At 55.2% G+C, this 25,687-nt stretch carries 22 protein-coding genes; 7 read left to right on the forward strand and 15 right to left on the reverse strand.

The features are described 5' to 3' along the window. The first annotated feature begins 379 nt into the window (after nt 1-379). The gene (locus ACX1DY_RS31105) at nt 380-1,054 is read left to right on the forward strand and encodes a cohesin domain-containing protein (protein ID WP_458967988.1); all 675 of its coding nucleotides are present in this window, start codon (nt 380-382) and stop codon (nt 1,052-1,054) included. Between the two features lie 123 nt (nt 1,055-1,177). Then, nucleotides 1,178-1,687, forward strand: a complete 510-nt coding sequence (locus ACX1DY_RS31110; RefSeq protein ID WP_458967989.1) for a GNAT family N-acetyltransferase — start codon at nt 1,178-1,180, stop codon at nt 1,685-1,687. A gap of 244 nt (nt 1,688-1,931) precedes the next feature. Here the strand turns inward: ACX1DY_RS31110 and ACX1DY_RS31115 are convergent, their stop codons facing one another. The 5 genes from ACX1DY_RS31115 to ACX1DY_RS31135 form a co-directional block, all read right to left on the reverse strand. Further along, entirely contained in the window at nt 1,932-2,060 is a 129-nt protein-coding gene (locus ACX1DY_RS31115) for a hypothetical protein (RefSeq protein WP_458967990.1), read from the reverse strand. A gap of 318 nt (nt 2,061-2,378) precedes the next feature. Then, a complete protein-coding gene (locus ACX1DY_RS31120) occupies nt 2,379-2,618 on the reverse strand; it encodes a hypothetical protein (RefSeq protein ID WP_458967991.1) in 240 nt (79 codons plus the stop codon). Next, entirely contained in the window at nt 2,619-4,046 is a 1,428-nt protein-coding gene (gene hydA, locus ACX1DY_RS31125) for a dihydropyrimidinase (protein ID WP_458967992.1), read from the reverse strand. A gap of 2 nt (nt 4,047-4,048) precedes the next feature. Next, entirely contained in the window at nt 4,049-5,338 is a 1,290-nt protein-coding gene (gene preA, locus ACX1DY_RS31130) for an NAD-dependent dihydropyrimidine dehydrogenase subunit PreA (RefSeq protein ID WP_458967993.1), read from the reverse strand. 56 nt (nt 5,339-5,394) lie between these two features. Then, the gene (locus tag ACX1DY_RS31135; RefSeq protein ID WP_458967994.1) at nt 5,395-6,783 is read right to left on the reverse strand and encodes an NAD(P)-dependent oxidoreductase; all 1,389 of its coding nucleotides are present in this window, start codon (nt 6,781-6,783) and stop codon (nt 5,395-5,397) included. Nucleotides 6,784-7,065: 282 nt separating this feature from the next. Here ACX1DY_RS31135 and ACX1DY_RS31140 point away from each other — a divergent pair, with 282 nt between their 5' ends. Further along, nucleotides 7,066-8,754, forward strand: coding sequence for a PucR family transcriptional regulator (locus ACX1DY_RS31140; protein ID WP_458967995.1), 1,689 nt, complete (start codon nt 7,066-7,068; stop codon nt 8,752-8,754). On the opposite strand, the gene ACX1DY_RS31145 is transcribed toward ACX1DY_RS31140, so the two are convergent. From ACX1DY_RS31145 to ACX1DY_RS31170, 6 genes are all read right to left on the reverse strand, one after another. After that, a complete protein-coding gene (locus ACX1DY_RS31145; protein WP_458967996.1) occupies nt 8,720-10,087 on the reverse strand; it encodes an aminotransferase in 1,368 nt (455 codons plus the stop codon). The genes ACX1DY_RS31140 and ACX1DY_RS31145 overlap by 35 nt on opposite strands. A gap of 32 nt (nt 10,088-10,119) precedes the next feature. After that, nucleotides 10,120-11,583 carry a CoA-acylating methylmalonate-semialdehyde dehydrogenase gene (locus ACX1DY_RS31150; RefSeq protein WP_458967997.1) on the reverse strand — a complete coding sequence of 488 codons (1,464 nt, stop codon included), beginning with the start codon at nt 11,581-11,583 and terminating at the stop codon, nt 10,120-10,122. 430 nt (nt 11,584-12,013) lie between these two features. Further along, nucleotides 12,014-13,123 carry an ABC transporter substrate-binding protein gene (locus tag ACX1DY_RS31155; RefSeq protein WP_458967998.1) on the reverse strand — a complete coding sequence of 370 codons (1,110 nt, stop codon included), beginning with the start codon at nt 13,121-13,123 and terminating at the stop codon, nt 12,014-12,016. Between the two features lie 141 nt (nt 13,124-13,264). Further along, nucleotides 13,265-14,164, reverse strand: coding sequence for an ABC transporter permease (locus ACX1DY_RS31160; RefSeq protein WP_458967999.1), 900 nt, complete (start codon nt 14,162-14,164; stop codon nt 13,265-13,267). Beyond that, nucleotides 14,164-14,976, reverse strand: coding sequence for an ABC transporter permease (locus ACX1DY_RS31165; RefSeq protein WP_458968000.1), 813 nt, complete (start codon nt 14,974-14,976; stop codon nt 14,164-14,166). Before ACX1DY_RS31165 ends, ACX1DY_RS31160 begins: the two co-directional genes overlap by 1 nt. Nucleotides 14,977-14,978: 2 nt before the next feature. Further along, nucleotides 14,979-15,761 (reverse strand): ABC transporter ATP-binding protein, encoded by a 783-nt coding sequence (locus tag ACX1DY_RS31170; RefSeq protein ID WP_458968001.1) that lies wholly within the window; start codon nt 15,759-15,761, stop codon nt 14,979-14,981. Between the two features lie 288 nt (nt 15,762-16,049). Between ACX1DY_RS31170 and ACX1DY_RS31175 the strand changes: the two genes are divergently transcribed. After that, nucleotides 16,050-17,642: a histidine kinase N-terminal 7TM domain-containing diguanylate cyclase gene (locus ACX1DY_RS31175; protein WP_458968002.1), complete on the forward strand. Its 1,593-nt coding sequence runs from the start codon at nt 16,050-16,052 to the stop codon at nt 17,640-17,642. A gap of 84 nt (nt 17,643-17,726) precedes the next feature. Here ACX1DY_RS31175 and ACX1DY_RS31180 read toward each other — a convergent pair whose 3' ends face one another. Then, nucleotides 17,727-18,581, reverse strand: coding sequence for an MBL fold metallo-hydrolase (locus ACX1DY_RS31180; protein ID WP_458968003.1), 855 nt, complete (start codon nt 18,579-18,581; stop codon nt 17,727-17,729). Between the two features lie 474 nt (nt 18,582-19,055). On the opposite strand from ACX1DY_RS31180, the gene ACX1DY_RS31185 reads away from it, so the two are divergent. After that, nucleotides 19,056-20,537 (forward strand): alpha-amylase, encoded by a 1,482-nt coding sequence (locus tag ACX1DY_RS31185; protein WP_458968004.1) that lies wholly within the window; start codon nt 19,056-19,058, stop codon nt 20,535-20,537. 115 nt (nt 20,538-20,652) lie between these two features. On the opposite strand, the gene ACX1DY_RS31190 is transcribed toward ACX1DY_RS31185, so the two are convergent. Next, nucleotides 20,653-21,261 carry a biotin transporter BioY gene (locus ACX1DY_RS31190; RefSeq protein ID WP_458968005.1) on the reverse strand — a complete coding sequence of 203 codons (609 nt, stop codon included), beginning with the start codon at nt 21,259-21,261 and terminating at the stop codon, nt 20,653-20,655. Between the two features lie 125 nt (nt 21,262-21,386). On the opposite strand from ACX1DY_RS31190, the gene ACX1DY_RS31195 reads away from it, so the two are divergent. Further along, a complete protein-coding gene (locus tag ACX1DY_RS31195; protein ID WP_458968006.1) occupies nt 21,387-22,199 on the forward strand; it encodes an ATP-binding cassette domain-containing protein in 813 nt (270 codons plus the stop codon). Further along, entirely contained in the window at nt 22,196-23,875 is a 1,680-nt protein-coding gene (locus ACX1DY_RS31200) for an ATP-binding cassette domain-containing protein (RefSeq protein ID WP_458968007.1), read from the forward strand. The genes ACX1DY_RS31195 and ACX1DY_RS31200 overlap by 4 nt, the downstream gene beginning before the upstream one ends. Before the next feature lie 20 nt (nt 23,876-23,895). Here the strand turns inward: ACX1DY_RS31200 and ACX1DY_RS31205 are convergent, their stop codons facing one another. Both ACX1DY_RS31205 and ACX1DY_RS31210 read right to left on the reverse strand, forming a co-directional pair. Continuing rightward, a complete protein-coding gene (locus ACX1DY_RS31205; RefSeq protein WP_458968008.1) occupies nt 23,896-24,759 on the reverse strand; it encodes a nitroreductase family protein in 864 nt (287 codons plus the stop codon). 376 nt (nt 24,760-25,135) lie between these two features. Then, nucleotides 25,136-25,687 (reverse strand): IS256 family transposase (locus tag ACX1DY_RS31210; protein WP_458968009.1); only part of this gene is annotated, 552 nt, incomplete at its 5' end.

Consider the following 25,687-nt stretch of genomic DNA (forward strand, 5'->3'; position numbering starts at 1 on the left):
ACCACCTTGATCGGATCATATGTTCCTATTATATCACACAAACATCCAACATCTATCCTCTTATTGGAAAAAGATAGGATGAATTTGACGCCCAAGGGCACACACAATAGAAAATGCATTTAGGCTTCGCCTAACCGAGATTCATCCCCTACCTGCAGAGGAAGGGGACTTCTCTCAGAAGGCCGTTAAAAACAGTCCTGCACACTGATGCGCGGCTGTTTTTTTGTGCCTCCAGAATGATATTTTTCCGCTGTTGTTCGATCTTTTCTCCCATTGTTCGACGTTTATCAGCGATTTATCAGTACCAAGCTGCTACTATGGTCTCACACAACAAGATTACATACCTGAATGTATTAACACACAATACGGAGGTTGTAAGATGAACAAACGTTCAGGCTTCAAAAAATATTTCAAAAGCTCGGGCTTCCTCACCCTCATCTTCTCCATGTTCCGTGAGATTTCCGTAGACAATACACCGCCCGCCATGTCCGTGGAAGTCACTACAGACAAACCCTCATATGCTCCCGGAGAGGAAGTGACGGTGCTGGTGCATTTGCGTGATTTTGCCCCGAATGATCCAGGCTACAGCTACTTCAATTTCATTGTGCAGTATGACAGCGCGGTATTTGACAATTCAGAGTATCTGCAGCAATCCGTGTACAAGAAAGAAGCTTATACGTCCGGCAATGAAGTGAATAATATCACCCAGTACAATTTCATGAGTCCGGTGGATGGGAGTATTTATCTCGATATGAACACAAGCCTGCGCGGAATCGACATCCAGGTCGAAGCGAACACCAGGCAGATCAGTATACCGGCAGTCGATCAGACGCTCGTAACCTTCAAGCTTCGTGTCAGAGAGCATACGCTGGCGGCATCCTCGAAGATCTGCTTAGCCAATGAGTTCACCAGAGTCAGAACCTCGGAAGTAAGCGACAGCTTTTACCTCTACTCTCCTGATGTAACAGAAATCGCTCCTGAACCCATTGCCATCACCCCCACTCCGTCGGTTTCCGTCTTCTCCCTGGACCATGATCCCAACCGCCTGGCGTAACATTCGGCAACAAGTAAAAACGGCTTTGCCGTCTTCTGAAAGAGGCGGTATCCGTTTCAGCGAGAAATATAAGGATGATTAATGGCACTATCATTATAAAACTACTACAAGCGAGGGGATTCCATGCTGCTGCATACGGAGAATATGGAGCTACGCACAACAGCGGAGGAGGATTTGGAGTTTGTCCTGAACGCGGAGCGAAGCGAGGCGAACCGCCCGTTCATCGGACAATGGAGCAGGGAACAGCATGCTGCAGCCCTAGAGGACAGAGATATGCTCCATCTGATCATCCAGGAAAAAACAGGGGAGCCATCAGGCTATGTAATTCTTACAGGGCTTCTAGACCCCAACCTTAGCGTATGCATCATGCGGATTGCCGTTCAGTCCAAGGGGCGCGGCTTCGGCAAAAAAACATTGGCGCTGCTGACGCAGTGGGTCTTCACCCAAACGCATACCCACCGGCTATGGCTTGATGTGAGGGAGCACAACAGCAGAGCGCGCCATGTCTATGAGAATGCAGGCTTCAGACCGGAGGGGATACTCCGTGAATGCGTCAAAGTCGGCGACTCCTTCGAATCGTTAATGATTATGTCGATCCTGCGGCATGAATTTGTGGAGCGGGAGCAATTGTAGTTCTCCAGTTGCCATTGGCCGCTGCGGATCGGAGTGTTTACAGACACAAGTAGAGACTGCTGCGCCGTCCTTGGAAGGACGGTCTTATATTTGAGCAACTAACTGGCGGAGCAGCGTGCCATACAGGTCCGCCCAACTCTTCTGTTGTACTTTCTGCAATAAAATTGGACGCAGCGCCGAGGATTTTCAGTTCTGTTGCACTATATACACTCAGGAAGGACAGAATTCACCCATTTGCGGCGTCTCAGCGGAAATCTGCTGCACCAAATACAACAGGATTCGTTTTTGTTGAAAAATAGCTTTGATCTGCTGTATGAAGTGCAATAGACAGCCATGCCGCTCTTTCGCGGCGCTTCAGACGATGAAATTTCATAGAAGGCCCCCCGGTTTGGCTTCGCCAAATTCGAGGCTTCCATAACAATGTCCCCTGTTCGGACATCGTTATTTCAGGATAGATTGCTGCTGCCTCCACACCGAATGAAGATCTGTATTCCCCAAAGCACATCTTCGTCCTTCGGACGATTTAAACCCATAGTTATATACCCCAGCTTTATGCACATTTTATGCACATTTCATCAACAATTCACCCATACTTATCCACAACCATCCGCACTTATCCACAACGAAAAAGATCCTAACAACAATAAAGGCTGCAATCCGAAGATCACAGCCTTTTGAACCTTATAATAGCTTATGAATGTGTTTCTACCGGCGCCGGCGGGCGGGCTGCTGCAATCAGCAGCGTAGTCACATGCTTGCGAGCGTCTGCGGTCAGCAGCAGCAGTTCTACTGGGCCTCTGCCGGGGGCACTGCTGCTGAACTTTACTTTGGCCCCATCCAGATCCTCCAGGATGCCGGTTATCGAATAGCCCTGCCGCAGCAGGGCATCAATCTCCTGCCGCTCTTTATCGAACTCGGCGAATGCAGACATTCAGACCACTCCTCCACTGATTTCCGCTTTGGACGGACGCGGCGCTTCCGCCTCGAACCGCTTGCGGTGCAGATATTTGCCGGCCCCTGCCTTGCCGACAAACTGCTTGTCACGAATCACAAATTCGCCCCGGCTGAGCACGGAGACCGGCTCGCCTGTAATCTCAAGGCCTTCAAAGGCATTGTAATCCACATTCATATGATGAGCAGCTGCGGAAATGGTTCTTTGCACAGCAGGATCGAAGATTACAATATCCGCATCGCTGCCTACAGCAATGGTGCCCTTCTGCGGAAATAACCCAAACAGCTTGGCGCTGGAGGTTGAAATGATATCGACAAATTTATTGAGCGAAATACGGCCCTTCTGCACACCTTCGGAGTAGAGCAGGCTGAACCGGTCTTCGATGGTCGGTCCGCCGTTCGGAATCTTTGAGAAGTCGCCCCTACCAAGGTCCTTCTGGCCCTTGAAGTCAAAGGAGCACTGGTCGGAGCCAATCGTCTGCAGCGTGCCGCTCCATAAGGCATCCCACAGCACATCCTGATTCCACTGCTCCCGCAGCGGCGGGGACCAGACATATTTCGCCCCTTCGAAGTCAGGCTTCTCCAGCGCCGTCTGATCGAGCACCAAATACTGCGGACAGGTCTCCCCGTAGACACGCAGCCCCTTCCGGCGGGCTTCAGCAATCTTCCAGGCTGCTTCCGCACAGGTCACATGCACAACATAGAGCTGAGAATCGGTCAGCTCCGTCAGGTACGCGGCTCGGCCGGTAGCTTCGCCTTCCAGCTCGGGAGGCCGGGTCAGCGCATGGTAGATCGGATCCGTGTTGCCGGCGGCCAAGGCCTGCTCTACCAGATACTCGATCACATCTCCGTTCTCGGCATGTACCATAACGAGTGCGCCTTCCCGTTTGGCAGCCTGCAGCGTCTTGTAGAGTACGCCGTCATCCGCCTGGAACGTGTTCTTGTAGGCCATGAATACCTTGAGTGAGGTAATGCCCTCATTCTCTATAATCTGCGGCAGCTCGCCGAGCACCTTGTCATTCAGCTCCGAGACCATCAGGTGGAAGCTGTAGTCAATCACCGCTTTATCCTGCGACTTATTGTGCCAGGTATCCACCGCCTGCTGCAGCGGCTGGCCTTTGGTCGTCAGGCAGAAGTCGATCACCGTGGTCGTCCCGCCATAAGCGGCGGCAATCGTTCCGGTCTCGAAGTCATCTGCGGTTACAGTGCCGCCAAAAGGCATATCGAGATGGGTATGGGGATCAATTCCCCCCGGAAATACATAACAGCCGGAAGCGTCGATGAGCTCCGCACCGGGCGCTTCCAGATTGAGGCCGATTCCGGTAATCACGCCATTCTCCAAGAGAACATCTCCAGTATACGTGTCCGTTGCAGTAACGATAATGCCGTTTTTGATGATTTTCTTCATCCTTACACCACCTCCGCTTCCGAATAAGCGCCGTTAAGCGCGCTGATCACCTTTTGACGCTGGTTCCAGGTCAGAGGCGCCGCTCCGGTGTCCAGTGCAACCATGTCAATCGCGCCGTCCGCCGGACAGACAATGGAGCACAGATTACAGCCTACGCAATCCTCTTCGCGCACCTGCAGAGTTGCCTTGCCTTCAGCATTCGTAAGCATGTCAATACATTGATGCGACGCGTCTTCACAGGCTATATGGCATTTATTGCAGTTGATGCAGTTGTCCTCGTTGATTCGTGCGACCACTTTATAATTCAGGTCCAGATCGCCCCAATTGGAGTACTTGGGCACCGATTTGCCGATCAGCTCCGTGACTGAAGCCAGTCCCTTGTCATCCAGATAGTTGTTCAGGCCGTCGATCATCTCCCCGACAATCCGGAAGCCGTGGTGCATAACTGCCGTGCAGACCTGAATGCCGGTGGAGCCCATCAGCATAAATTCAACAACATCCTGCCAGGTGGAAATTCCGCCAATCCCGGAGATCGGCACGCCTACGCCGCGGTCGCGCGCACATTCGGCGACCATGCTCAGGGCAATCGGCTTCACAGCCGGCCCGCAATACCCGCCGTGCGCCCCTTGACCGCCCACGTTCGGAATGGTATTCCAGCTATGAATATCCACCCCGGCCAGGCTGTTGATCGTATTGATCAGGCTGATCGCATCCGCACCGCCCTTGACGGCGTGGCGGGCGACAACCGTGATATCGGTAATGTTCGGCGTCAGCTTCACAATGACCGGCGTGGTCGCCACTTCCTTGACCCAGTAGGTCTGGGCTTCCACCAGGTCGGGCTGCTGCCCGGAGGCCGCGCCCATTCCGCGCTCGGCCATCCCATGCGGACAGCCGAAGTTAAGCTCCAATCCGTCTACTCCGACAGCTTCGACCCTCTTGACGATTTCATGCCACTTCTCCTGCTTCGGCTCCACCATCAGGGAGGCGACTACCGCATGATTCGGGAATCTTTTCTTCGTTTCATAGATTTCCTTCAGATTGACCTCCAGCGGACGGTCGGTGATCAGCTCGATATTGTTGAAGCCCGCCACCCGCTGCCCATTGAAATGCACGGCGGCAAACCGCGACGAAGTGTTGATAATCGGATCGCCCAGCGTCTTCCACACCGCGCCTCCCCAGCCCGCCTCAAAGGCCCGCTGTACCTGGTAGCCTGTGTTGGTAGGCGGCGCCGAAGCCAGCCAGAACGGATTGGGTGACTTGATTCCTGCAAGATCAATACTCAAATCTGCCATTAATGTTCCCTCCCTGTCATGTAAGTTCGGTAAGCCCAGCCGGGCCTGGATTTTTTTCAGGATAGAGCCACCCTGCTGTCCTGCAGCCCCGACAACTGCTTCGCTATGGCATAAGCGGCATCCTTACCCTGCTGGGCTGCGGATACCACCATCGCTTCGCCTGTGCCGGAGCCAAAGACGATATCCCCGGCGGCATAAATTTGCGGATCGGAGGTCCGGCCGGTCTTCTCGTCAATCTTGACCACACCCCATTCATGCTCAATGCCCAGCGCTTCAATTAGATCCACCCGCCGTTTCTGCCCGATGGCCACTACCACCGCATCCACCGGCATGAGAAACTCGGAGCCCTCCACAGGCACCGGGGTGAGGCGGCCATCCTTGCCGGTCTCCCCGGTCAGCTTCATCTGCACACATTCCAGGGCGGCAACGTTGCCCAGCTCGTCCCCGATGATCCGCTTCGGCAGGGTCAGCCAACTGAACTCCACGCCTTCCTGCTTGGCGAATTCATATTCAAAGTCATAGGCCGTCATCTCAGCGAGCGTCCGGCGGTAGACCATCTTCACATTTGCTGCTCCCAGCCGTACAGAGCAGGTAGCGGCATCAATCGCCGTGTTGCCTGCGCCAATGACGGCGACCCGCTGGCCCATCAGTTCCAGCGTCGGAATCCCTGTCTTCGTGGTCTCGACCAGCTCGATGGCATCGTATACCCCGGAAAGCTTCTCCCCTTCAATGCCAAGCGGCGGAACATAACCCATCCCGGCTGCCAGCACGATGGCATCATAACCGGCCTTCAGCTCTTCCACCGTAACGTCCACACCGACCTTCACTCCGGTACGGATTTCTACGCCAAGCTTCTCGACCTGCTCCACCTCCCACAGCGAGATCGGCTGCGGCAGCCGGAACGAGACGATTCCGTGCGTATCCAGTCCTCCCGCGAGGTTCTTCGCCTCATAAATCACCACGCCGAAGCCCTCACGCGCCAGCTCTCTGGCTGCAGACAGCCCGGCTGGACCGCCGCCGATGACAGCAACTTTTTTGCCATTAGGCACGCCTGGCTCGAACAACTGCGCGCCACTGTTAATCGCCCAGTCAGTGGCATAGCGCTGCAGCAGCCCGATCTTGATCGGCGCGGAAGCGTCATTCAGCACACATGCCCCTTCGCACAGCTCCTCTGTAGGGCAGACACGCGCGCAGCTCGCGCCCACTGGATTGGAATCCATGATGGTCGCCGCCGAGCCCTTCAGATTGTCGGTAGCGATGCGTTTAATGAAGGAAGGAATATTAATGCTGGTCGGGCAAGCTTTGATGCAGGGCGCATCATAACAATACAGGCAACGGTTGGATTCTTCGATTGCGCCTTTACGGGTAAGGCCAGGCTCGGCCTCGGCGAAATTTCGCATAAACATATCGGGCGTGAATGTGTGTAACGGAGAAGTGTGCTCCATCCGTATCCCTCCTTCTGAGTGATTGGCCTCCGCTTTATGATCATTTTATGTTATATAATATAACATTGTTTCGAGTATTGCCTTAATATTTTACTTACTTATCAGGATTATTGTAGTAAAATGAACAATAAACCAAAGATTTTCTTCTGTCCCCTATCCAATTGAGTTAACTATGCTGACACGTCATACTCAAACTATAGTCAATTCCATTTTTCGTTACATTAGACACTTTGTCTAATTTCAAAAGTGTATTTTTTACCTGTGAGAGCGAGGGGGAAGCTTATGGATTGGGAACTTGTATTTACCATTCGCGATGCGCTCAAAAGACCGCTGTTTGCAGAAGCTGAGATCATCGGCGGAGCAAGCGGCCTGGACCGGGCGGTCCGCTGGGTGCATGTGCTGGAGAGCGCAAGCTTTGAGAGTCTGATCCACGGGGAAGAGATGATTCTGACCACCGGAATGGGCGCAAGCGTCGATCTGCCCTCTTCGTTAGCTTTTATGCAGAATCTGATTGATAAGAACGCGGCTTGCCTATGTATCGAGCTGGGAGCGTATTTCAGCAGCATCCCGCAGGAGATGATCAACCTGGCCAACCGCCATGACTTCCCGCTGATCATCTTCACCCGCACTGTTCGCTTTGTCGATATCACGCTCGACCTGCATTCCCTCATCATTAACCGCCATCACCGGATGCTTCAGGAGCTGGAGAGCATCTCCCGCGAGTTCCACCGCCTGACATTGACCTCTCAAGGGACACTTAAAGTACTGCAATTATTATGCAAAAGCACCCGTACACAGATTGTATATATGCAGCTCCAGGGAAAACCCTTGTTCTTCCCGGCCCTGTCGCCGGAGGAGCAGACCCCGCTGCTGAGCTTCTTTGAGGCCACCCGGGAAGAGCTGGAGGGCGCACAGCCGGACGCTGCACCGTACATCCGTGAATACGGCCACAAGACGATTGCCGTGAAGCCGGTGGGCGCGCTTGATCAGACCTGGGCCTATATCCTGATGGTCTGCAATCACAAGCCCCAGGAGTTCGATTGCCTGCTGCTCGATTCCGCCTCGCTGTCGATTGCGCAGGAGCTGCTGCGTACGCGTTACATGGAGGAACGCAAGCTTTTCTCGGAAAATCTGTGGGTGGAGGAGCTGGTGGGCGGCCGCATCGAGGACGATAACCGGCTCAAGGGACTGGCAGGTCCCGACTTCAACGTGGTCAATGAGCTGCCCTACCGTGTATGCCTGATCGAAATCGAGAATCCCCGTGATGTTAAATGGAACAGCTCGGAGAATGAATGGGAGTCGATCACCTTCCATCTGTCGCTCATCCTGCGTTCCATCTTCGAGAAGTACTCTTTGCGGCCGCTGATTACGCTGCGGAACAACCGCCTGACCGTTATCGCCCTCGACATCCAGTCCAAGCTGCCTGGCAAGCTGCGGCTCCAGCAGGCGCTGGATGCCCTCCAGCATATCCGCTCCGACGAGAAGCTGAAGGACCTGCAGCTCGTGATCGGAGTCAGCAAGTCCCATCGGGGGCTGAAGGCCGCCCATGCCGGTTACCAGGAAGCCGTACAAGCGCTGTCTCTATACTCTTGTTATCAGAAGTCCATTCTGTTCTACGAGGAGCTAGGCGTCTTCCAGCTGCTGCTGAGTCTGAATGACGGCAAGACGCTGGAGACCTTCATCCGCAGCTACCTCGGACCGCTGATTGATCATGATGAAGCCAAAGGGAGCGAGCTGCTGCTGACGCTGCGAGTCTACCTCGACCATGACGGCTCCAAGCAGATCGCGGCCCGGAACCTGTTCATCGTCAGACAATCGCTCTATTACCGGCTGGACAAAATCACCGAGCTGCTGGGCGAAGACTTCATGCTGCCAGAGAACCGCATCTCCATTCAGGTGGCCCTGCGCGCCTACCAGTTCCTGCACCCGGAGAAGCTCACTCTGCCCAGCTCCCGTTCAGCACAGCTTTGAAGGTATCAATGATGAACTGAATATCCTCATCGGTGGAGGACAGCGGCGGAGCTATGGTAAGCACATTATTGTAGCCTGCCACGGTATCCCCGTTTTTGCCGATGATCAGACCCTTGGCCTTGCACTCGGAAATGATACCCTTGACGACAGCCACATCGGCAGGCTGCTTGGTGACCTTATCCGCCACCAGCTCGATGCCGATGATCAGCCCGAAGCTGCGGATGTCACCCACCAGCTTGTGATTCAGCAGCCCGGCGAACTCACTGGTCAGCCTTTTGCCCAGAAGCTCTGCCCGTTCCACCAGACCTTCCTGCTCCATGAGCTCCAGATTGCGTAAAGCCAGCGCACATGCCGCCGGATTGCCGCCGAAGGTGTTCACATGGCGGAAATGCCCGTAGTCATCGCTGCTATCCTTGAAGGCCTCATAAATATCCTTGCGCACCGCCGTGGCTGACAGCGGCAGATAGGCACTGGTCAAACCCTTGGCCATAGTGACAATGTCAGGCTTCACGCCGTAATTATGATGGCCGAACCTGCGGCCGGAGCGTCCGAAGCCGCAGATCACCTCGTCAATAATCAGCAGTACACCGTGCTTGCGGCAGATTTCCTGCACCCGGTCCAAATAGATCTGATGCGGCACAATGACTCCGCCGCCGGTAATCACCGGCTCCATAATCACCGCCGCCACCGTCTCCACGCCTTCCCAGACAATCGTATCCTCAATCGCCTGTGCGCACTGGAGGTTGAACTCCTCTACCGTAGTTCCGGCAGGTCTGCGGTAGCTGTCCGGCGGAGCCACATGCAGAAAGCCGCCGCTCAGCGGCTCGTATTTATATTTCCGCTGCGCCTGGCCGGTAGCCGAGAGGGCGCCCAGCGAGCTGCCGTGATAGCCGCGGTAGCGGGCAATGAATTTATGCCGGTAATGCTGGCCGGTTTGCTGCTGGTATTGGCGGGCTATTTTGAAGGCGGCTTCGTTGGCTTCTGAACCGCTGTTGGAGAAAAAAATAACATATTCATCCCCCAGCCACTCATTCAGCTTCTCTGCCAGGGCAATTGCCGGCACATGGCTCTGCGTCAGCGGAAAATACGGCAGATTAAGCAGCTGATGATAGGCCGCTTCCGCCAGTTCCTTCCGGCCATACCCGATATTTACGCACCACAGGCCGGACATCCCATCTAAAAATCGGTTTCCATCCATATCGGTCACCCATGATCCGCTCGCGGAGGCGGCAATCATCGGCGGGTTCTTTTCACTGTAGGGGGTGATGTTATGCCATAAATACTGCTGATCTTTCCGGATAGCCAGCTCACTTTCTTTCCCCAGGCTTTGCATGGCACTCTCTCCTCTCGATATTCCATTTGTCGTTAATAACGCGCGGTGACCATTTTCTTGCGGGTATAGAACTCAACGCCGTCGCGGCCGTTGGCATGCAGATCACCATAGAAGGACTTCTTGTAGCCCGAGAACGGGAAAAACGCCATCGGCGCAGGCACGCCCAGGTTGACCCCCAGCATCCCCGCATCAATCTCTTCCCGGAACTCCCGAATCGCCTTGGCGCTGTCCGTATAAATGCAGGCCCCATTGGCAAAAGGGGATTGATTCGTTACCGCGATAGCCTCGGTCAAATCCTTAACACGAACGACCGCCAGCAGCGGCGCGAAGATTTCCTCCCGCCAGATCGTCATGCCCGGCTGCACATGATCAAAGATCGTCGATCCGAGAAAATAACCCGCCCCCGAAGCCGCTTCATCCTTCCTGCCGTCCCGCACCAGCTCCGCCTTCTCCTTCAGCCCTGTCTCAATGTAAGCAACGGTGCGGTCCTTATTCGACTGGCGGATAACCGGGCCAAGAAACACACCTTCCTCCCTGCCATCCCCGATCTTCAGGCCATCGGCAGCTTCGCACAGGCGGCTTACCAGTTCATCGGCGATGGACTCCTGTACTACTACGACAGAGCAGGCCATACAGCGCTCGCCCGCAGAGCCGAAGGCGGCGGAAATAATGTTCTTCACCGCATTGTCGAGATCGGCATCCGGGAGGACAATGGAATGGTTTTTGGCCCCGGCGAGCGCCTGCACCCGCTTGCCGAAGGAGGTTCCGTGCTTATAGACATATTCCGCGACCGGCTGGGAGCCGACAAAGGAGACCGCCTTAACCTCTTCGTGCTCCAACAGGCCGTTCACCACCTCATGCGCCCCATGCACCACATTCAGCACCCCCGGCGGAAATCCCGCCTCCGCAAACAGTTCGGCCAGCCGGTTCATCAGCAGCGGCGTGCGCTCGGAAGGCTTCAGCACAAAGGTATTGCCGCAGGCAATCGCCAGCGGGAACATCCAGCAGGGCACCATCATCGGGAAATTAAAGGGAGCGATACCGCCGACCACCCCGAGCGGGTACCGGTACATTCCCGATTCGACGCCAGTGGCAATGTCCGGCAGTTGGCTGCCCATCATCAGTGTGGGGATGCCGGAGGCAAATTCCACGCATTCGATTCCGCGCTGCACCTCACCCCGCGCTTCCTCCAGGCTTTTGCCGTTCTCCAGCGTGATCAGCTCCGCCAGCTCGTTCCAGTGCTGCACCAGGAGCTGCTGGTACTGGAAGAAATAGCGGGCGCGGCGCGGGACGGCAACCATGCGCCAGGAGAGATAAGCCTCAGCAGCGGCCTTTACCGCAGCATCCAGCTCCTCCCGGCTGGAGATCGGCACATAGGCAATAACCTCACCGGTTGCCGGATTGAACACCTCCTCCTGCCGCCCGGAGGAGGACTCCACCCAAGCGCCGTTCACGTAGTTCTTCACTTTCTCTGTTTGCCTTACGAGCAGAGACATCGCCTGCACCTCTTTCTATCTTTGGGGTTGCCTATTATAGCAAGCTGAACTCAAGATTGACCTTAATGGGCCGATTACAATAGATGACCGCCCATTCTGGCGGCCATCTATTTATGAAGCAGCAGTACAATTTGAGAAATCTGTAGACAGGCAGCGGCCGTAAGCCCAAACATTTCACCGCAGTCATGGCTGCGCCCATTTAGATCAAGATGGAATTTTTCCGCTTCATGCTTCCGAGTGACCTTCTGGAGGATGGTTAGTGGGAAAAACTCCACATATTTCCTTATAAAACTACTGAACGGGACGGAAATGGGAGAATTAAGTAAACTTTTTCCACCTAACTCATCAAACAATCGGTCAAACTCACAAATTAGGTTCCCTTTTTCCACTTCATTCTGTCCGCAGTTCATTCCATAAGTCATTGCCTTGTTTATTTTGCCGCCATCTCCACAATCTCGTTCGTGTAAGCCTCATCCACTTTGGAAGCCTTCTTGATGACCCCGAACTTGAGGGCGATATCCGCCGTTTGCTGGAATGCCGCAGCGTCGGTGAAGCCCAGCTTGGAGGCGTCGAAGCCCTCCGGCTGGATCAGCTTGGCAACCTCAGTCATCATTGTTAGCTGATGCTCCCGGGTTGTGCTGCCTTCCTCTGCCAGCTTCACGACACTGTCCACAGCCGCTTCCGGATCGGCAATGGCATCCTTCCAGCCCTTCAGAGAGGCGCGGACGAACTTCGCTGCTGTCTCCTTGTTGTCTGCCAGCCACTCCTTGTTAGCAAAGAGGTTATCTTCCAGCATCGCCACCCCTTCATCATTCATGTCGATTACATTCAGATCATCCGCTTTGATCCCTGATTCCAGCACAACCTGGTATTCGTTGTAGGTCATGGCCGAAGCCGCGTCGATCTCACCGCCGAGGAACTGGTCCATCGTGAAGCCCTGCTTCGTGAATTTCAGATCCTTATTTGAATCGAGCTTGTATTTATCAAAGAGGGCCAGAATCTCAAACTCATTGCCGCCCATCCAGTTGCCGACCTTCTTCCCCTTCAGATCAGCCGGTCCATTGATTCCCGCAGCTTTCTTCGACACCATTACAAGTCCGCTCTTCTGGAAGATCTGCGCGATTTGCACCAGCGGCATTTCCTGCTCCTGGCTGGTCAGCAGACTCGCCACCCAGTCCACGCCGATGTCGGCTGAACCGCCCGCAACCTGCTGCTCCGGCACGATGTCCGGACCGCCGGGCAGAATCTCTACGTTCAGCCCTTCATCAGCATAATAGCCTTTGTCCTTCGCCAGGAAGTAACCGGCAAATTGCGCCTGCGGCACCCATTTCAATTGCAGCTTAACGGTTACCGGATCTGCAGCCGGTTCCTTCGTTGCCGCCGCTTCCGGCGAAGCGGAAGCCGCAGTCCCTGCCGTAGTTTCGGCCGAAGGAGCCGCATTATTATTGCTGTTGCCCCCGCAGCCTGCGAGCAAAGAGACCGCCATGATCATTACCGCCATCAACAGTCCACCACGAAATTTGCGTTTTCCCGCGTTCATCAATACAACTCCCCCTACCCGATTTGAGTTTCATTTCAAAAAAAGATCAGCATGGTTACATCGTGGTGCTCTATGCATACGGCCTGCGGAGGGATTCTCTGTTCCTCTTCTGCGCAGAACCGGATGTAACGGGATCAGGTGTCAGGACCGCTGGGAGGAGTGCCACTTGATGAATATCCTCTCCAGCCATTCGACGGCGAGGTAGAAGATCACTCCGGCAATCGCTGCAAGCACGATGCAGGACCAGCCCAGCGGCATTTTGGCTACCTTGATGGAGTTGGAGAGCAGGTAGCCCAGTCCCCGCGAGGAGAAAAAGAATTCCCCGACAATAGCCCCGATCATACTGGCGGTAGCATTGATCTTGAGTGCAGTGAACACATACGGCAGACTGTTCTGGATACGCAGATAGCGGAATACCGCCGGCTTGCCGGCCGCATACGAATGCATCAGATCCAGCGCCAGCGGATCGACGGCGGCCATGCCCTTATAGGCATTGATGGCCATCGCTGCCATTGTGGTCGCTGTAACGATGGCTGCACGCGAGCCGATGCCGTCGCCGAACCACAGATTCATAATCGGGGCGAGCGCCACAATCGGCACAGCGTTCAGAGCGACCACCAGCGTTAAGCTCCCCCCGCCCCAGCGGGGCCAGGCGGTTGCCGCCAGAGCAATCAGGAAGCCGCAGGCCGAGCCAATCAGCATCCCCACCACAGCCTCACTCAGTGTATAGCCGGTATAGGACAGCAGCAGGCTGAAATTATCCCGCATCGCCTCCCATATCGCCGAGGGCAGCGGAAGCTGGTATTTCTTCAGATCAAGCAGCTTGTGGAATACTTGAAGCTCCCAGAGAAGCAGGAACAGCACACCGGCCAGCAAGGGCAGAAGCACACTGGGCTTCAGCCATCTCAAAGGCCGCGAGGGGCTCTGCTGCTTGCTAGATTTCAACAAAATTACGTTGTTATCCGAAGAATTTGAAGCGGTTGTTGTTTCTTTCCCGGAGGACGCCAGGAATGGGGTATCCCGCACAGTATTGCTCTCCATCAGCGGCTGCCTCCCTTCGGACGAAATTCAGGCTGCCAGGGCGCTGCCAGGCGTTCCACCAGACTCATCAGCCAATAGCTGGCGACCCCGAGGAGAGCGCCGACAAGCACCGTTGACCAGAACATATACGTATGGGAAGGGCCGTAATAGAGATTGCGCAGCATAATGACGCCAATACCATGCTGTGCGCCCATAAGCTCCACGAGAATCGCTCCGGTGACGGCGAGCGGTGCGGCAATCTTGAGTCCGCTGAACAGACCGGGCAGTGCGGCCGGAAAACGCAGCTTCCAGTACACGGCCCAAGGCTTCGCGGCATAGGAGTGCATAAGCTCAACCGCGGACAGGTCCACACTGCGCAGCCCGCGCAGCATATTGAGCGCCACCGGAAAAAAGGTGATATACCCCGAGATAATGATCCGTGACACCTGCTCGTCACGCACAATACCGTAGATGATTGGCGCAAGGCCCAGAATCGGGATCATCTGTGAGGCGACTGCGTAGGGGAAGGCGAGCTGTTCTATCGTCCTCGACAGACTCATCAGCACCGCCAGGAGCACTCCGGCCGCCGCACCGATCAGAAAGCCGACACCGGCATTGCCGAAGGTGGCTCCGCCCTCTGTCACCAGCGTCCCGCCGTACTTCCACAGCGTTGCCGCCACCTCATGCACGTAAGGCAGCTTCGACTGGGCCAGCGGCGTTTTCGCCACATGCAGCAGCAGCCAGGAGAGCGCCTCCCAGACCACCAGCAGGCCGAAAATCCACACGAAAAGCGGCAGCACGCGGTCACGCATAAATGTACTGTTCCCCTTCATCCCTACACCCCTTCGAAGCTGTCGCGGATTCGGGCGATCAGTTCAAAAAACTGCGGGCTGTTTCTCATTTCCGCCGTACGCGGACGCGGCAGCGGGATATCCACAATCGCGGACAGCCTTCCCGGATGCGGCGACAGCACGAACACTCTGTCCGACAGGAAAATCGACTCGGGGATGCTGTGGGTGACGAAAACAATCGTGTTCTGCACCTTGCTCCAGACAGCCAGCAGCTCCTCATTCAGACGCTCGCGGGTGAATTCATCCAGCGCGGAGAACGGTTCATCCATGAGCAGAATTTCCGGCTCCATCGACAGCGCTCTGGCGATGGCTACCCGCTGCTGCATCCCTCCGCTAAGCTGCCACGGATATTTGTCGGCAAAGCCCTGCAGACCCACAAGGTCCAGCAGCTCCAGAGCTTTATCCTCACGGATGGATTTCTTGACGCCCATCAGCTCCAGCGGCAGCGTGATGTTGTGCTTCACCTTCCGCCAGTCGTACAGCACCGGACTCTGGAAGACAATGCCATACTTTTGCGCCAAACGGGCTTCCCTCGCACTTTTGCCGGCTACAGTTATATTCCCGCCGGTTGGTGTTATCAAATCTGCCATCAGTCTCAGCAGCGTGGTTTTGCCACAGCCGGACGGACCTAGCAGGGAGACGAATTCTCCTTTGGCAATATCAAGGCTTACCTGATGCAGCGCAAGCACATCGGCCGTTTCCGCCCTATAACGCATCTCGACGTTCCGCATCTGTATTTCAGGAATTTTTGTTGCTACTAATGACATTCCCAGCGCCCCTTTCATTCCTGAATCTGATTTAATCTCACTATAACGTTAAATAACATAACATCAAATAAGGCAATGATGATGATTTCCTCAAATGATGTAGGATTAACTAACATGTTACACTTTGCTCTCTATACTCTCACTAGACAAATAGTAAAATTGCGTCTGCGAATTTCCGTCACTTTGTCTAGGGGCCGCAGATATGTGGTACTATTTAGCTAATCATCATCAAATAGGAGACAATCCGCCCATGCCAAAAGCTTATATTCGCCCGGGGAGACACGCCTGATGGACTCCATGATCTCCGATTATATTGTTATTGTCTGTATCTCAGGTGTACTGAACGCTCTGCTGGCGCTTTTTGCCTATTACAAAAAAACAGATTTCGCCGGAACGCGGGCATTTATCCTCAGCTCCCTCACTTCGGCAATCTATGCCTTTGGTTTCGCTTTGGAGCTTTCGGGCAACTCCATGGGGGAAATCGAATTCTGGATCAAGCTAGAGTATCTGGGTATGCCCTACATAGCTCCTTCCAGCCTGCTTGTAATTATGTATTTCGTAGGACTGGAGCGTCTGATCGACAAAAAGCTGCTGATCCCGCTCTACGGCATCCCCCTCATCACAACGCTGCTGGTATGGACCAACGGCTATCACCACCTGTATTATAAGTCCATATATTTTCGGGAAGGCGCCCAGACTCCGCTGATTGATGTAGTCATGGGCCCTTGGTATATCATTCAGGGCAGTATGACCTTCGGCTGCATGCTTGCGGGCATGTGCCTGATCGGATGGCAGTGGAACCGGATAAAGCATGCTTACCGCCGGCAGTTGATTATTATTTTTATAGGACAATTCCTACCTGCCCTGGGCGCTTTCCTCTATCTGATGGACATGACGCCACATGGCGTAGATCCTGTTCCGGTGATTATGAGCATCACTTCAACCCTCTATATATGGGCTATCCTCTCCAGAGGCATGCTGACCGCCGCCCCCATTGCCCGGGAAAATCTGTTCGAGAGCATGCGCGACGGGGTGCTGGTCACCGACCGTTCCGACAAGCTCATTGACTATAACAGGGCCGCTACGGAGATGCTGCAGGGACTGGATTCCTCAGCCATCGGCAGACCGCTTGTACAGCTATTCCTTCCCGCCGGCAAGGAGGCCGTCGCCTATGTCATGAATTCCGACCCGCTGATCAGCGGGGAACGGGAGCTTGCCTGGAACAAAGACGGAGAGACCTGCTATTACCAGGTACGATCCTCACCGGTGCTGAAGCGGGACGGCCAATGGGCCGGAAGGATGATCATGCTGATTGATGTGACCGAGCGGACCCTGCTCCAGGAAAAGCTGCAACTGCTGGCCACCATCGACAGCCTGACAGGAATCTATAACCGGATGCATTTCATGGAGCTGAGCCGGGAACTGCTGGCGGAAGCCGATTTGAGCCTGGCGCCGGTTTCGATCATTTTGCTGGACATCGACTTTTTCAAAAGCATCAACGACCGGTACGGGCATCACTATGGCGATATGGCGCTGCAGCATATTGTGAGTGTGTGCAGCAGGCATTTGCGGGAGGGGGATATTTTCGGGCGGTACGGGGGCGAGGAGTTTGTCCTGTGTCTGCCGGGGACTCCCTTGAAGCAGGCTGCTGCGCTCTCCGAGACCATTCGCGGGGATATAGAGCGCAGCCCGCTCCAGACCATTTCCGGGGCAATAAATGTAACTGCAAGCTTTGGGGCCGTGGAAGCCTTCCGCAAAAACATCTCACTCGAAGAGCTGCTCTCCGAAGCGGATCATGCGCTCTACACCTCGAAACGCAATGGGCGCAATGCCGTGCATATTTCCAGCGGCTCGTCGATCACTCACTACACACCAGTATGAAAGCTATATTGGAAAAAAACAGCCCCGCTCCACAAGGCCTCAGGCCAGATGGAAACGGGGCTTTTCTTAAATTCACTTGCCTGTTCACTTGCTGCCGGCCATAAAATATTCCACGCCCCGCAGCAGGTCGCCCGGCAGCTCCTCAAGCTGCATATAATCCTTCAGCTCCAGCACTACCCGTTCCCGGTTACGTCCGAACACGTCCACGATCCGGGCCAGCCGCTCCCACGGAGCCAGATCCTCCCGGAATTCCGCCGCGCTCATCGGCACACCGTGCGATTCCACGTACCACTGTGCCTCGTAGCCGTAGGCAAGCCCCAGCATTTTGAGGAAGCCGGTACTGCTGTATTGCTGCGGGCCACCATAGACGGAAGGACCCAGGGCATCGCCCAGAAACAGAACATTGTCTTCCTTGACGAACAGAACGCAGGAGTCTGCCGAATGGTCGCCGCCCACATGGTTCAGCTCACAGGTCACTCCTCCCAGGTCTATGGAGATGGAACCCGTGAATACAATATCCGGCTTCACCACCGTTACCGCACTGGTATCGCCGTATTCCAGGCGGATATGCTGCGCACTTGCCTCGTTGAGAGTGCCAGCGCGGACAAGCGCCTGCAGTTCCTCCTCAGACCAGTCCAGACCGCTCAGTCCGGCAAGCGCTTCTGCCGTTCCCTCATGAGCAATCACAGGCACCTTCCACGCGGACATGCCAAAGCTGTGATCCCAATGCCAATGGGTCAAGACCAGGATATCCGGCTGCCTGCAGCCGCGCCGCTCCAGTTCCCTCCGGAACAGCTCAGCATGGGCAGGCGAATTCCCGGCATCCATTAGCAGCGTGCGCCGCTCCCCCATAATGGCCGCCAGGATGGGACGGTCGGTTTCATGCTCCGCGTGCATGATCAGAATATGCGGACTTAGCTGCTGATATTTATGATCCATATGTAGCTCCCTTCCCGTATGTAAAGCCCAAGTGCTGGATTAAGATCATCTATATAAGTCTACTTAAAAAAAATCATAAAAAGGTAGAAGTGCGGAGGGGAAGTTTGGATACTTACGGAGCGAATGCGTCCGCCTGAGAGCTTTCCGTAGGAAAGCTGGCATCGTAAGCATTGGCTGTCTGCGGATTTCTACCGCGAAGAGCGGTATAAATCAAGAAATCTGTGAACAACAGCGGCCGGAAGTCCAAACATTCCCCGCAGTTACGACCAGTACCCTAATATGAAAATCTAAGTTCAACTTATATAGCAACGTATATCTGCTGCTTTTTTGGGTCATAACAGCACCCATAGCCGCTCGTTAAGGCTACCGCTGCACTTTTCATGTTGCAACAATTCCATGCATTAATCAACAGCCTTTGTTTGTGAATATCAGGTTTCAGATTATATAGGGGATATATGAAGGAGGCCAACCAAAATGAAGAGAAATCATACGATGATGCAATTCTTTGAGTGGCACATCGCAGCGGACGGGGAGCACTGGAAGCGGCTGTCCTCCATGGCTGCGGAGCTGAAAGCCATCGGTATTGATACCGTGTGGGTTCCTCCGGTAGCCAAGGCCGTCTCCGCCGAAGATACAGGGTATGGCGTGTACGATCTGTACGATCTGGGAGAGTTCGATCAAAAAGGGACTGTACGCACGAAATACGGCACAAAGCAGGAGCTTATCGACGCTATCGCCGAGTGTCAGAAGCACGGCATCGCCGTGTACGTTGACCTCGTCATGAATCATAAGGCGGGGGCGGATGAGACTGAGATTTTCAAGGTGGTTGAGGTGGACCCGCACGACCGTAACAAGGAAATCTCACAGCCGTTCGAGATCGAGGGCTGGACCAAGTTTTCTTTTCCGGGACGCGGGGGTGCGCACTCCTCCTTCAAATGGAACCATGACCACTTCAACGGCACCGATTTCGATGCCAAGGTGGGGCGCAGCGGCGTATTCCGGATTATCGGGGAGAATAAGACCTGGAATCAGAACGTGGATAACGAATTCGGAAACTACGATTACCTGATGTTCGCCAACATTGATTACAGCCATCAGGATGTCAGAACCGAAATGCTGGAGTGGGGCAAATGGCTGGTGGATACTCTGCAATGCAGCGGCTATCGCCTTGATGCCATCAAGCATATCAATCATGAGTTTATCAAGGCATTCGCGGCGGAAATGAGCAAAAAGCGCGGAGAGGATTTTTATATGGTCGGTGAATTCTGGAACCCCAATCTCGAAGCCTGCCGAAAGTTTCTGGATACGGTTGACTATCAAATTGATCTGTTCGATGTGTCCCTGCATTATAAGTTCTACGCGGCCGCGCTTGGGGGCAGGAACTTTGATCTGACGCATATTTTTGACGACACTCTAGTTCAGACCCATCCCGGGAATACGGTAACCTTCGTGGACAACCATGACTCACAGCCGCGTGAAGCGCTGGAATCCTGGGTCGGCGACTGGTTCAAGCAGAGCGCTTACGCCCTGATCCTGCTTCGGCGCGACGGGTATCCTGTTATCTTCTACGGGGATTATTACGGCATAGGCGGCCCGGACCCGATTGGCGGCAAAAAAGATGCTATCAATCCCCTGCTCTATGCCCGCCATCACAAAGCCTACGGAGAGCAGAATGATTATTTCGATCACGCCAATACCATCGGCTGGGTGCGCCGCGGCGTGCCTGAGATTGCAGGCTCCGGCTGTGCGGTCGTAATCTCTAACGGAGACAATGGAGAGAAACGGATGTTTGTCGGAGAAAATCGCGCCGGAGAGGTGTGGACAGATTTCACTCATAACCGCGGGGAATCCATCACGATTGGCGGGGACGGCTGGGCGGTTTTCACGGTCAACGGCGGAAGTGTGTCCGTCTGGGCGCTCCCGAATTCGGAGGCTGTAGAAGAAGATCGGCTCTGAAGCGCCTGTCCTACAGATTGTTAGTTTATCAAATAAATACCAGCATATTAAAAAGGTGAACCCTGGCTGCGGATTCACCTCTTTGCTGTATAACGCAAGCTGTCTTAAGACACTATTAACGCCCGACCGGTGAATTCTCCCCGTCCGCCCAGACGCCATTGTTGCTGTTCAGGATACGCTCGATTGGATATACCCTCCACACGGCAGTTACAACGGCTGCGCATAATACTGATTTGATCAGGTCCCCCGGAAGGAAAGGCCACATGCCTGCGGTCAATGCTTTGGACAGAGAGGTCATGCCCGTGGAATGGGCCAGCCACCATACACCGCCTGGATACACCAGGAGCGCTCCGCAAATGAAATTCACCGCCAGCAGCTTCACGAACGTATATTTATTCTGCCCTATGCGCTCGGCGAACAGGCCGATTAGATAAGCTACCACCGGCCAGGAGAAGATATACCCTGCGGTAGGTCCAACCAGCACCGACAAGCCGCCGCTTCCCCCCATCACCGGAAATCCGGCAGCCGTCAGACCGATCACAATCAGCACAGCCAGACTGCCGTAGCGCGCTCCGAGAACGGAGCCGGCCAGCATGACCGCCAGTGTCTGCATAGTGATAGGCACGGTAGAGAAAGGCAGAGAGATTCTTAGAAAACTTAAGGCTATCATGACTGCGGCAAATAATGCGCTGAAGATCAGGCCGCGAGTCGTCCATTTTTTCATGAGCAGGATTACCCCCCATTTTTTTAGGATCACTATACCATTCCGCACCGGATACATCAATCTTTAAATGTCTGCTATAATGGGTAGCGATTATTGACTACATTTGTTCGGGAAGCAGGCATGTAATGATCAGGGCTGATAATTTAACCTTATCCTTACGGGACGGCGAGCGCAAGCTGCCGATATTGCGGGAAATTTCAATACATATCGGGCGGGGCGAATGGGTGGCCCTTACCGGGGCTAACGGCTGCGGCAAATCATCTCTGATCCGCACGCTAATCGGTCTGAACCTTCCTACGGGGGGCAGTCTGTCTGCTGCCGGTCTGGATCTGCGCTCACCTGAGAACCGTACAGCCGTTAAGCGGCATATCCAGCTCGTATTTCAGAATCCCGAAGCGCAGACTGTCGGCTCCACTCCCTTTGAAGATGTTGCGTTTGGACTGGAGAACCGTGGACTGGGCCGAAGCAGCATGTTAGCCAGAATTGAGACCGTTCTTCGGCAAGTAGGGCTGGCCCGCAAGGCGGAGGCGGACGTCTCCACTCTGTCAGGCGGAGAACGCCAGCGCCTGGCGGTCGCCTGCTGTCTGGCGCTTGCGCCGGACATGATTATTTTTGATGAGGCGACCTCTATGCTGGACCCGGCCGGGCGGAGGGACATCTTCGGGCTGGCCCAAAGATTGTGGCGGCAGGGGACCACCGTGCTCTGGGTAACCCAGCGGATGGAGGAGCTGGCGGAAAGCCCGCGTATCGCTGTCATGGAGGAAGGCAGAATGCTGTATGACGGCGATCCTCGCACCCTTTTCTATCAGAATGAGCTTCCGGAGCGTCTCGGCTGGGAGCCTGCTCCGGTCATCCGCATTGGGCATCTGCTGCAGTCGCAGGGCTGGCCGCTCCATCGCCTGCCGCTTACCGAGCAGGAATTGGAGGCCGTCTTATGAGGCTTCAGGCAGAAGGCGTATCCTTCCAGTATGACAAGACCCCCGCTCTCACGGACATCCATCTGGATATCCGCGAAGGCACGCTCACGCTCCTGTGCGGGGTCACCGGCAGCGGCAAATCCACGCTGCTGCGCCTGCTGTCAGGACTTGCGGAGCCTGCTTCAGGCAAGGTTTCCTACGACGGAGGCGAGATGCCTCCCGGGGCGGTCGCGATGGTATTTCAGCAGCCGGAGACACAACTGTTCGCAGGCAGCGTACACAAGGATATGGAGTACGGCCTGGAGCAGCGCGGAGTGCCGAAGCATCAGCGGCTGGAACTGATCCGCAGTGCATTATCCGAGGTAGGATTGCCTTACGAAGAATTCGGCAGCCGTTCTCCCTTTCTGCTCAGCGGAGGGGAGAAGCGCCGGCTCTGCATCGCCGGGGCCATCGCCGCCCGCCCCGGTCTGCTTATTCTCGACGAGCCAACCGCAGGACTTGATCCGAAGGCGGCACGTAGCCTGCTGGACATGCTGCGCGGACTGCGCCGCAGCGGCCTGACCCTGATCATCGGCACGCATGATCTGGACAGCTTCCTGCCGCTGGCAGACGAAGTGATTATTATGTCGCAAGGCTCCATCAGCTATAACGGACCGGCTGCTTCGCTAGCCGCCGATCCCTTGCCGCTCAGCTCCGCGGGTCTTACACCGCCCGCCTACACGCGGATCGGACAGAGACTCCGGCAGCAGGGGCTGTTCGATGTCCTGCCTGGCAGCCTGGAGACTCTGCTGGAGGAGCTGGGCAAGCATCCCCTGCCCGTTCCGCCGGAGGAAGGAATGTTAATTCCCGGGGAGAGCCGGCACAGCAACAGCAGACAGGACGAGCTTGCTCCTGTTGAAGCAGATTCCACCGAAGCCGGACATGCAGAAACAGCCTCCGCCCGGCGATTGTGGCAGAAGCTGGACCCGCGCGTTAAATGGCTGGGGATGGTGCTGGGCACACTGGTTATTCTGGGCATGGACTCACTTGTTCCGCTGCTGATCTCAGCAGGCCTAATTACAGGGATGATCATCTCTGCCGGTATTCCTTGGAGAAGGACGGTCCGCTTCTTCCGCCCGTTCCTCCTTATGTTCCTGTTCCTCTGGCTGCTGTCCGCACTCAGTTGGGAATTGCCGGACTACACGCTCGGTCCCATCGGCTTCAGTCTGGCGGGAATTGCGCGGGGCGGCCTGAATGTGCTCCGCTTTCTGCTGCTGATCTCCCTTGGCTTCCTGTTCACAGAGACAACTACAGGCGCGCCCTTGCGCGAAGGGCTGGAATGGGGCATTGCTCCGCTGAAAAAGCTGGGCATCCGCACCCGCAACTGGTCGCTGGCGGTATCGGTCACCCTGCAGTTCGTGCCGTGGATTCTCGGCAAGCTGGCCCAGCTACAGCTCGCGCTAAGCTCGCGCGGCAGAAGAACAAAGGGCCTGAGCCGCTGGACTCCCCGGCAGATGGCCCTGCTGATTGTGCCTCTGCTGGTTCTGGTCATCGGGATGGGCGATGAGCTGGCAACCGCTATAGAGGCACGCGGCTATGACCCCGGCAAGGAGCGCACGCCTTCCTATCGGCTGGCCTGGCAGCAACACGATACACTTGCTCTGCTCTGTATCCTGCTGGCAGCGTCCTTCTTATGGGGAGTGTCGCAGTTTACCTGAGACGGTTAGCCTGAGCCCGCTTACTCGAGCTTATAGCTCAGCATGTATTCCGTAAGCGGGCTCGGAACGTTCAGCCGGGGATCTTCCTCCGTCCAGACACCGGAAATCCCCAGCTCCCGGCAGGCCAGCTCAAAGCTGCAGGCGGCAATGCCCAAGTCGATCCGCTGCATCTCAAAGCCCAGCCTGTTGCCGCTGTAATTCGGCGTAGACTGCAAATAGAAATGCACCTGCCGCAGATCCCGGGACAAGACCGCTCTCCAGGGCTGCTTGTTGGAGGCCGATGGACCCAGCCGGACCATCTCCAGCGGCGCGGCCAGCTTGCCTGCTGCTTCGCGGCTCAGCACGCTGCCGAATTCGGCATCATAGAACAGCTCCTCCCAAGGTTTCCTCTGATCCGACTTAGCGACAAAACGCATCGTGGAGTCCAGCAGCCGCTGCTTCTCCCGCGGGTATCCCAGGGGCGTGATGCAGGGGATGATCTCTCCCGGCGCAAGCTCCATCTCGCGGGAGAAGGACTTGCGGCTGAACGTTCCGCCAATCCAGCAGGTTCCGAGGCCCAGGCCCGTGGCATGCAGGACCAGCTTATGAAAAATATAGCCGAACTCCAGCAGCGCCGTCTTCTCGTTCTGCACCGCGCCGACCAGGTAAGCCTGCGGGTTCTTGACAACTCCGTAGGTGCCAAGCTTAACGCTTTTACCTTCCGCCGCTCCGCCATCTGCCCACATCCATTCAACCTTGGCCTTCCCGCCAAAAGGTCCGCGCAAATTCTCCTCCTGCGCCAGGTAATTCATCACTGCCGCATGGTCCGCTTCACTGATCGGTGTCGACTCATACGTGCGCACAGATTTGCGTCTCTCCATAATCTCGATTACCGTATTCCCCATAGTCCCCTTCTCCCCTCATATTTGATGAACAGCTTGAAGCCTAGCAAAAAATGCCGTTCTCCCTCCAACAACGGCATTTTTGCCGTTATTTCCACACAAACTCGCCGATCCCCCTCTAACAACAGCATTTCTGCCGTTGTTTCCACACAAACTCGCCGTTCTCCCTCCAACAACGGCATTTCTGCCGTTATTTCCACACAAACTCACCGATCCCCCTCTAACAACAGCATTTCTGCCGCTATTTCCGGGCTAACTCCCCATTCACTGGTAGTGTCAAGAAGTTTGTGTAAGAGTAGAGTATCTCATCGGGTGTATCTTACAGGGTGTAGGGGTTTGTAGGGGCGGGGGGACCCCGCCACTACAAACCCGCGAACGCCTAATCTGCGGCCAGCGTTTCGACCGTGGAGTAGCGTTCTTCAAATAACTTGCTTAATTGCTCTTTCACTGTTGGTGCGCCAAACCCTGGGACCATCCGATCCGCAAAACGTTCATTGTAGTCTATCGCCTCCAAGTACACGATTTTCTCCGCCGCATCCATATTGGTCAGACTGTTCATCGGTTTGAGTCGTTTGCGGATTTCCTTGTTCATTCGCTCAATCGGATTCGACGTGTAGATCGCTTTGCGGATATCTGCAGGGTACTTGTAGAATGTCAGTAGCGTGGACAACTGTTCTTCCCATGAATCCATTTCCTTCGGGTACAACTTGCTCCACTTGGCTTTGACGGTATCGAATGCGGCACGGGCTAACTCTTCATCGGCTGCCGTGTATACCGTTTTGAGCGCTTCAATGACGTCCGTCTTGTGTTTAACCCGGATTTTGGGGAACGTGGCACGGACTTTGTGAACGACACAGTGCTGTACATCGGCCTTGGGGTACACTTCTTTGAATGCGGCATCCAGTCCGGGTAGACCGTCAAATACACCGAG

This window comes from Paenibacillus sp. BAC0078 (genome assembly GCF_054483875.1).

Coding starts and splice junctions, on each gene's coding strand:
- ACX1DY_RS31200 (WP_458968007.1), top strand. CDS start 22,196: ATGAGGCTTCAGGCAGAAGGCGTATCCTTCCAGTATGACAAGACCCCC.
- ACX1DY_RS31105 (WP_458967988.1), top strand. CDS start 380: ATGAACAAACGTTCAGGCTTCAAAAAATATTTCAAAAGCTCGGGCTTC.
- ACX1DY_RS31115 (WP_458967990.1), bottom strand. CDS start 2,060: ATGAAATTTCATCGTCTGAAGCGCCGCGAAAGAGCGGCATGGCTGTCT.
- ACX1DY_RS31110 (WP_458967989.1), top strand. CDS start 1,178: ATGCTGCTGCATACGGAGAATATGGAGCTACGCACAACAGCGGAGGAG.
- ACX1DY_RS31185 (WP_458968004.1), top strand. CDS start 19,056: ATGAAGAGAAATCATACGATGATGCAATTCTTTGAGTGGCACATCGCA.
- ACX1DY_RS31155 (WP_458967998.1), bottom strand. CDS start 13,123: ATGAACGCGGGAAAACGCAAATTTCGTGGTGGACTGTTGATGGCGGTA.
- preA (WP_458967993.1), bottom strand. CDS start 5,338: ATGGCAGATTTGAGTATTGATCTTGCAGGAATCAAGTCACCCAATCCG.
- ACX1DY_RS31165 (WP_458968000.1), bottom strand. CDS start 14,976: ATGAAGGGGAACAGTACATTTATGCGTGACCGCGTGCTGCCGCTTTTC.
- ACX1DY_RS31135 (WP_458967994.1), bottom strand. CDS start 6,783: ATGGAGCACACTTCTCCGTTACACACATTCACGCCCGATATGTTTATG.
- ACX1DY_RS31170 (WP_458968001.1), bottom strand. CDS start 15,761: ATGTCATTAGTAGCAACAAAAATTCCTGAAATACAGATGCGGAACGTC.
- ACX1DY_RS31195 (WP_458968006.1), top strand. CDS start 21,387: ATGATCAGGGCTGATAATTTAACCTTATCCTTACGGGACGGCGAGCGC.
- ACX1DY_RS31205 (WP_458968008.1), bottom strand. CDS start 24,759: ATGGGGAATACGGTAATCGAGATTATGGAGAGACGCAAATCTGTGCGC.
- ACX1DY_RS31120 (WP_458967991.1), bottom strand. CDS start 2,618: ATGTCTGCATTCGCCGAGTTCGATAAAGAGCGGCAGGAGATTGATGCC.
- ACX1DY_RS31140 (WP_458967995.1), top strand. CDS start 7,066: ATGGATTGGGAACTTGTATTTACCATTCGCGATGCGCTCAAAAGACCG.
- ACX1DY_RS31150 (WP_458967997.1), bottom strand. CDS start 11,583: ATGTCTCTGCTCGTAAGGCAAACAGAGAAAGTGAAGAACTACGTGAAC.
- hydA (WP_458967992.1), bottom strand. CDS start 4,046: ATGAAGAAAATCATCAAAAACGGCATTATCGTTACTGCAACGGACACG.
- ACX1DY_RS31175 (WP_458968002.1), top strand. CDS start 16,050: ATGGACTCCATGATCTCCGATTATATTGTTATTGTCTGTATCTCAGGT.
- ACX1DY_RS31160 (WP_458967999.1), bottom strand. CDS start 14,164: ATGGAGAGCAATACTGTGCGGGATACCCCATTCCTGGCGTCCTCCGGG.
- ACX1DY_RS31180 (WP_458968003.1), bottom strand. CDS start 18,581: ATGGATCATAAATATCAGCAGCTAAGTCCGCATATTCTGATCATGCAC.
- ACX1DY_RS31190 (WP_458968005.1), bottom strand. CDS start 21,261: ATGAAAAAATGGACGACTCGCGGCCTGATCTTCAGCGCATTATTTGCC.
- ACX1DY_RS31145 (WP_458967996.1), bottom strand. CDS start 10,087: ATGCAAAGCCTGGGGAAAGAAAGTGAGCTGGCTATCCGGAAAGATCAG.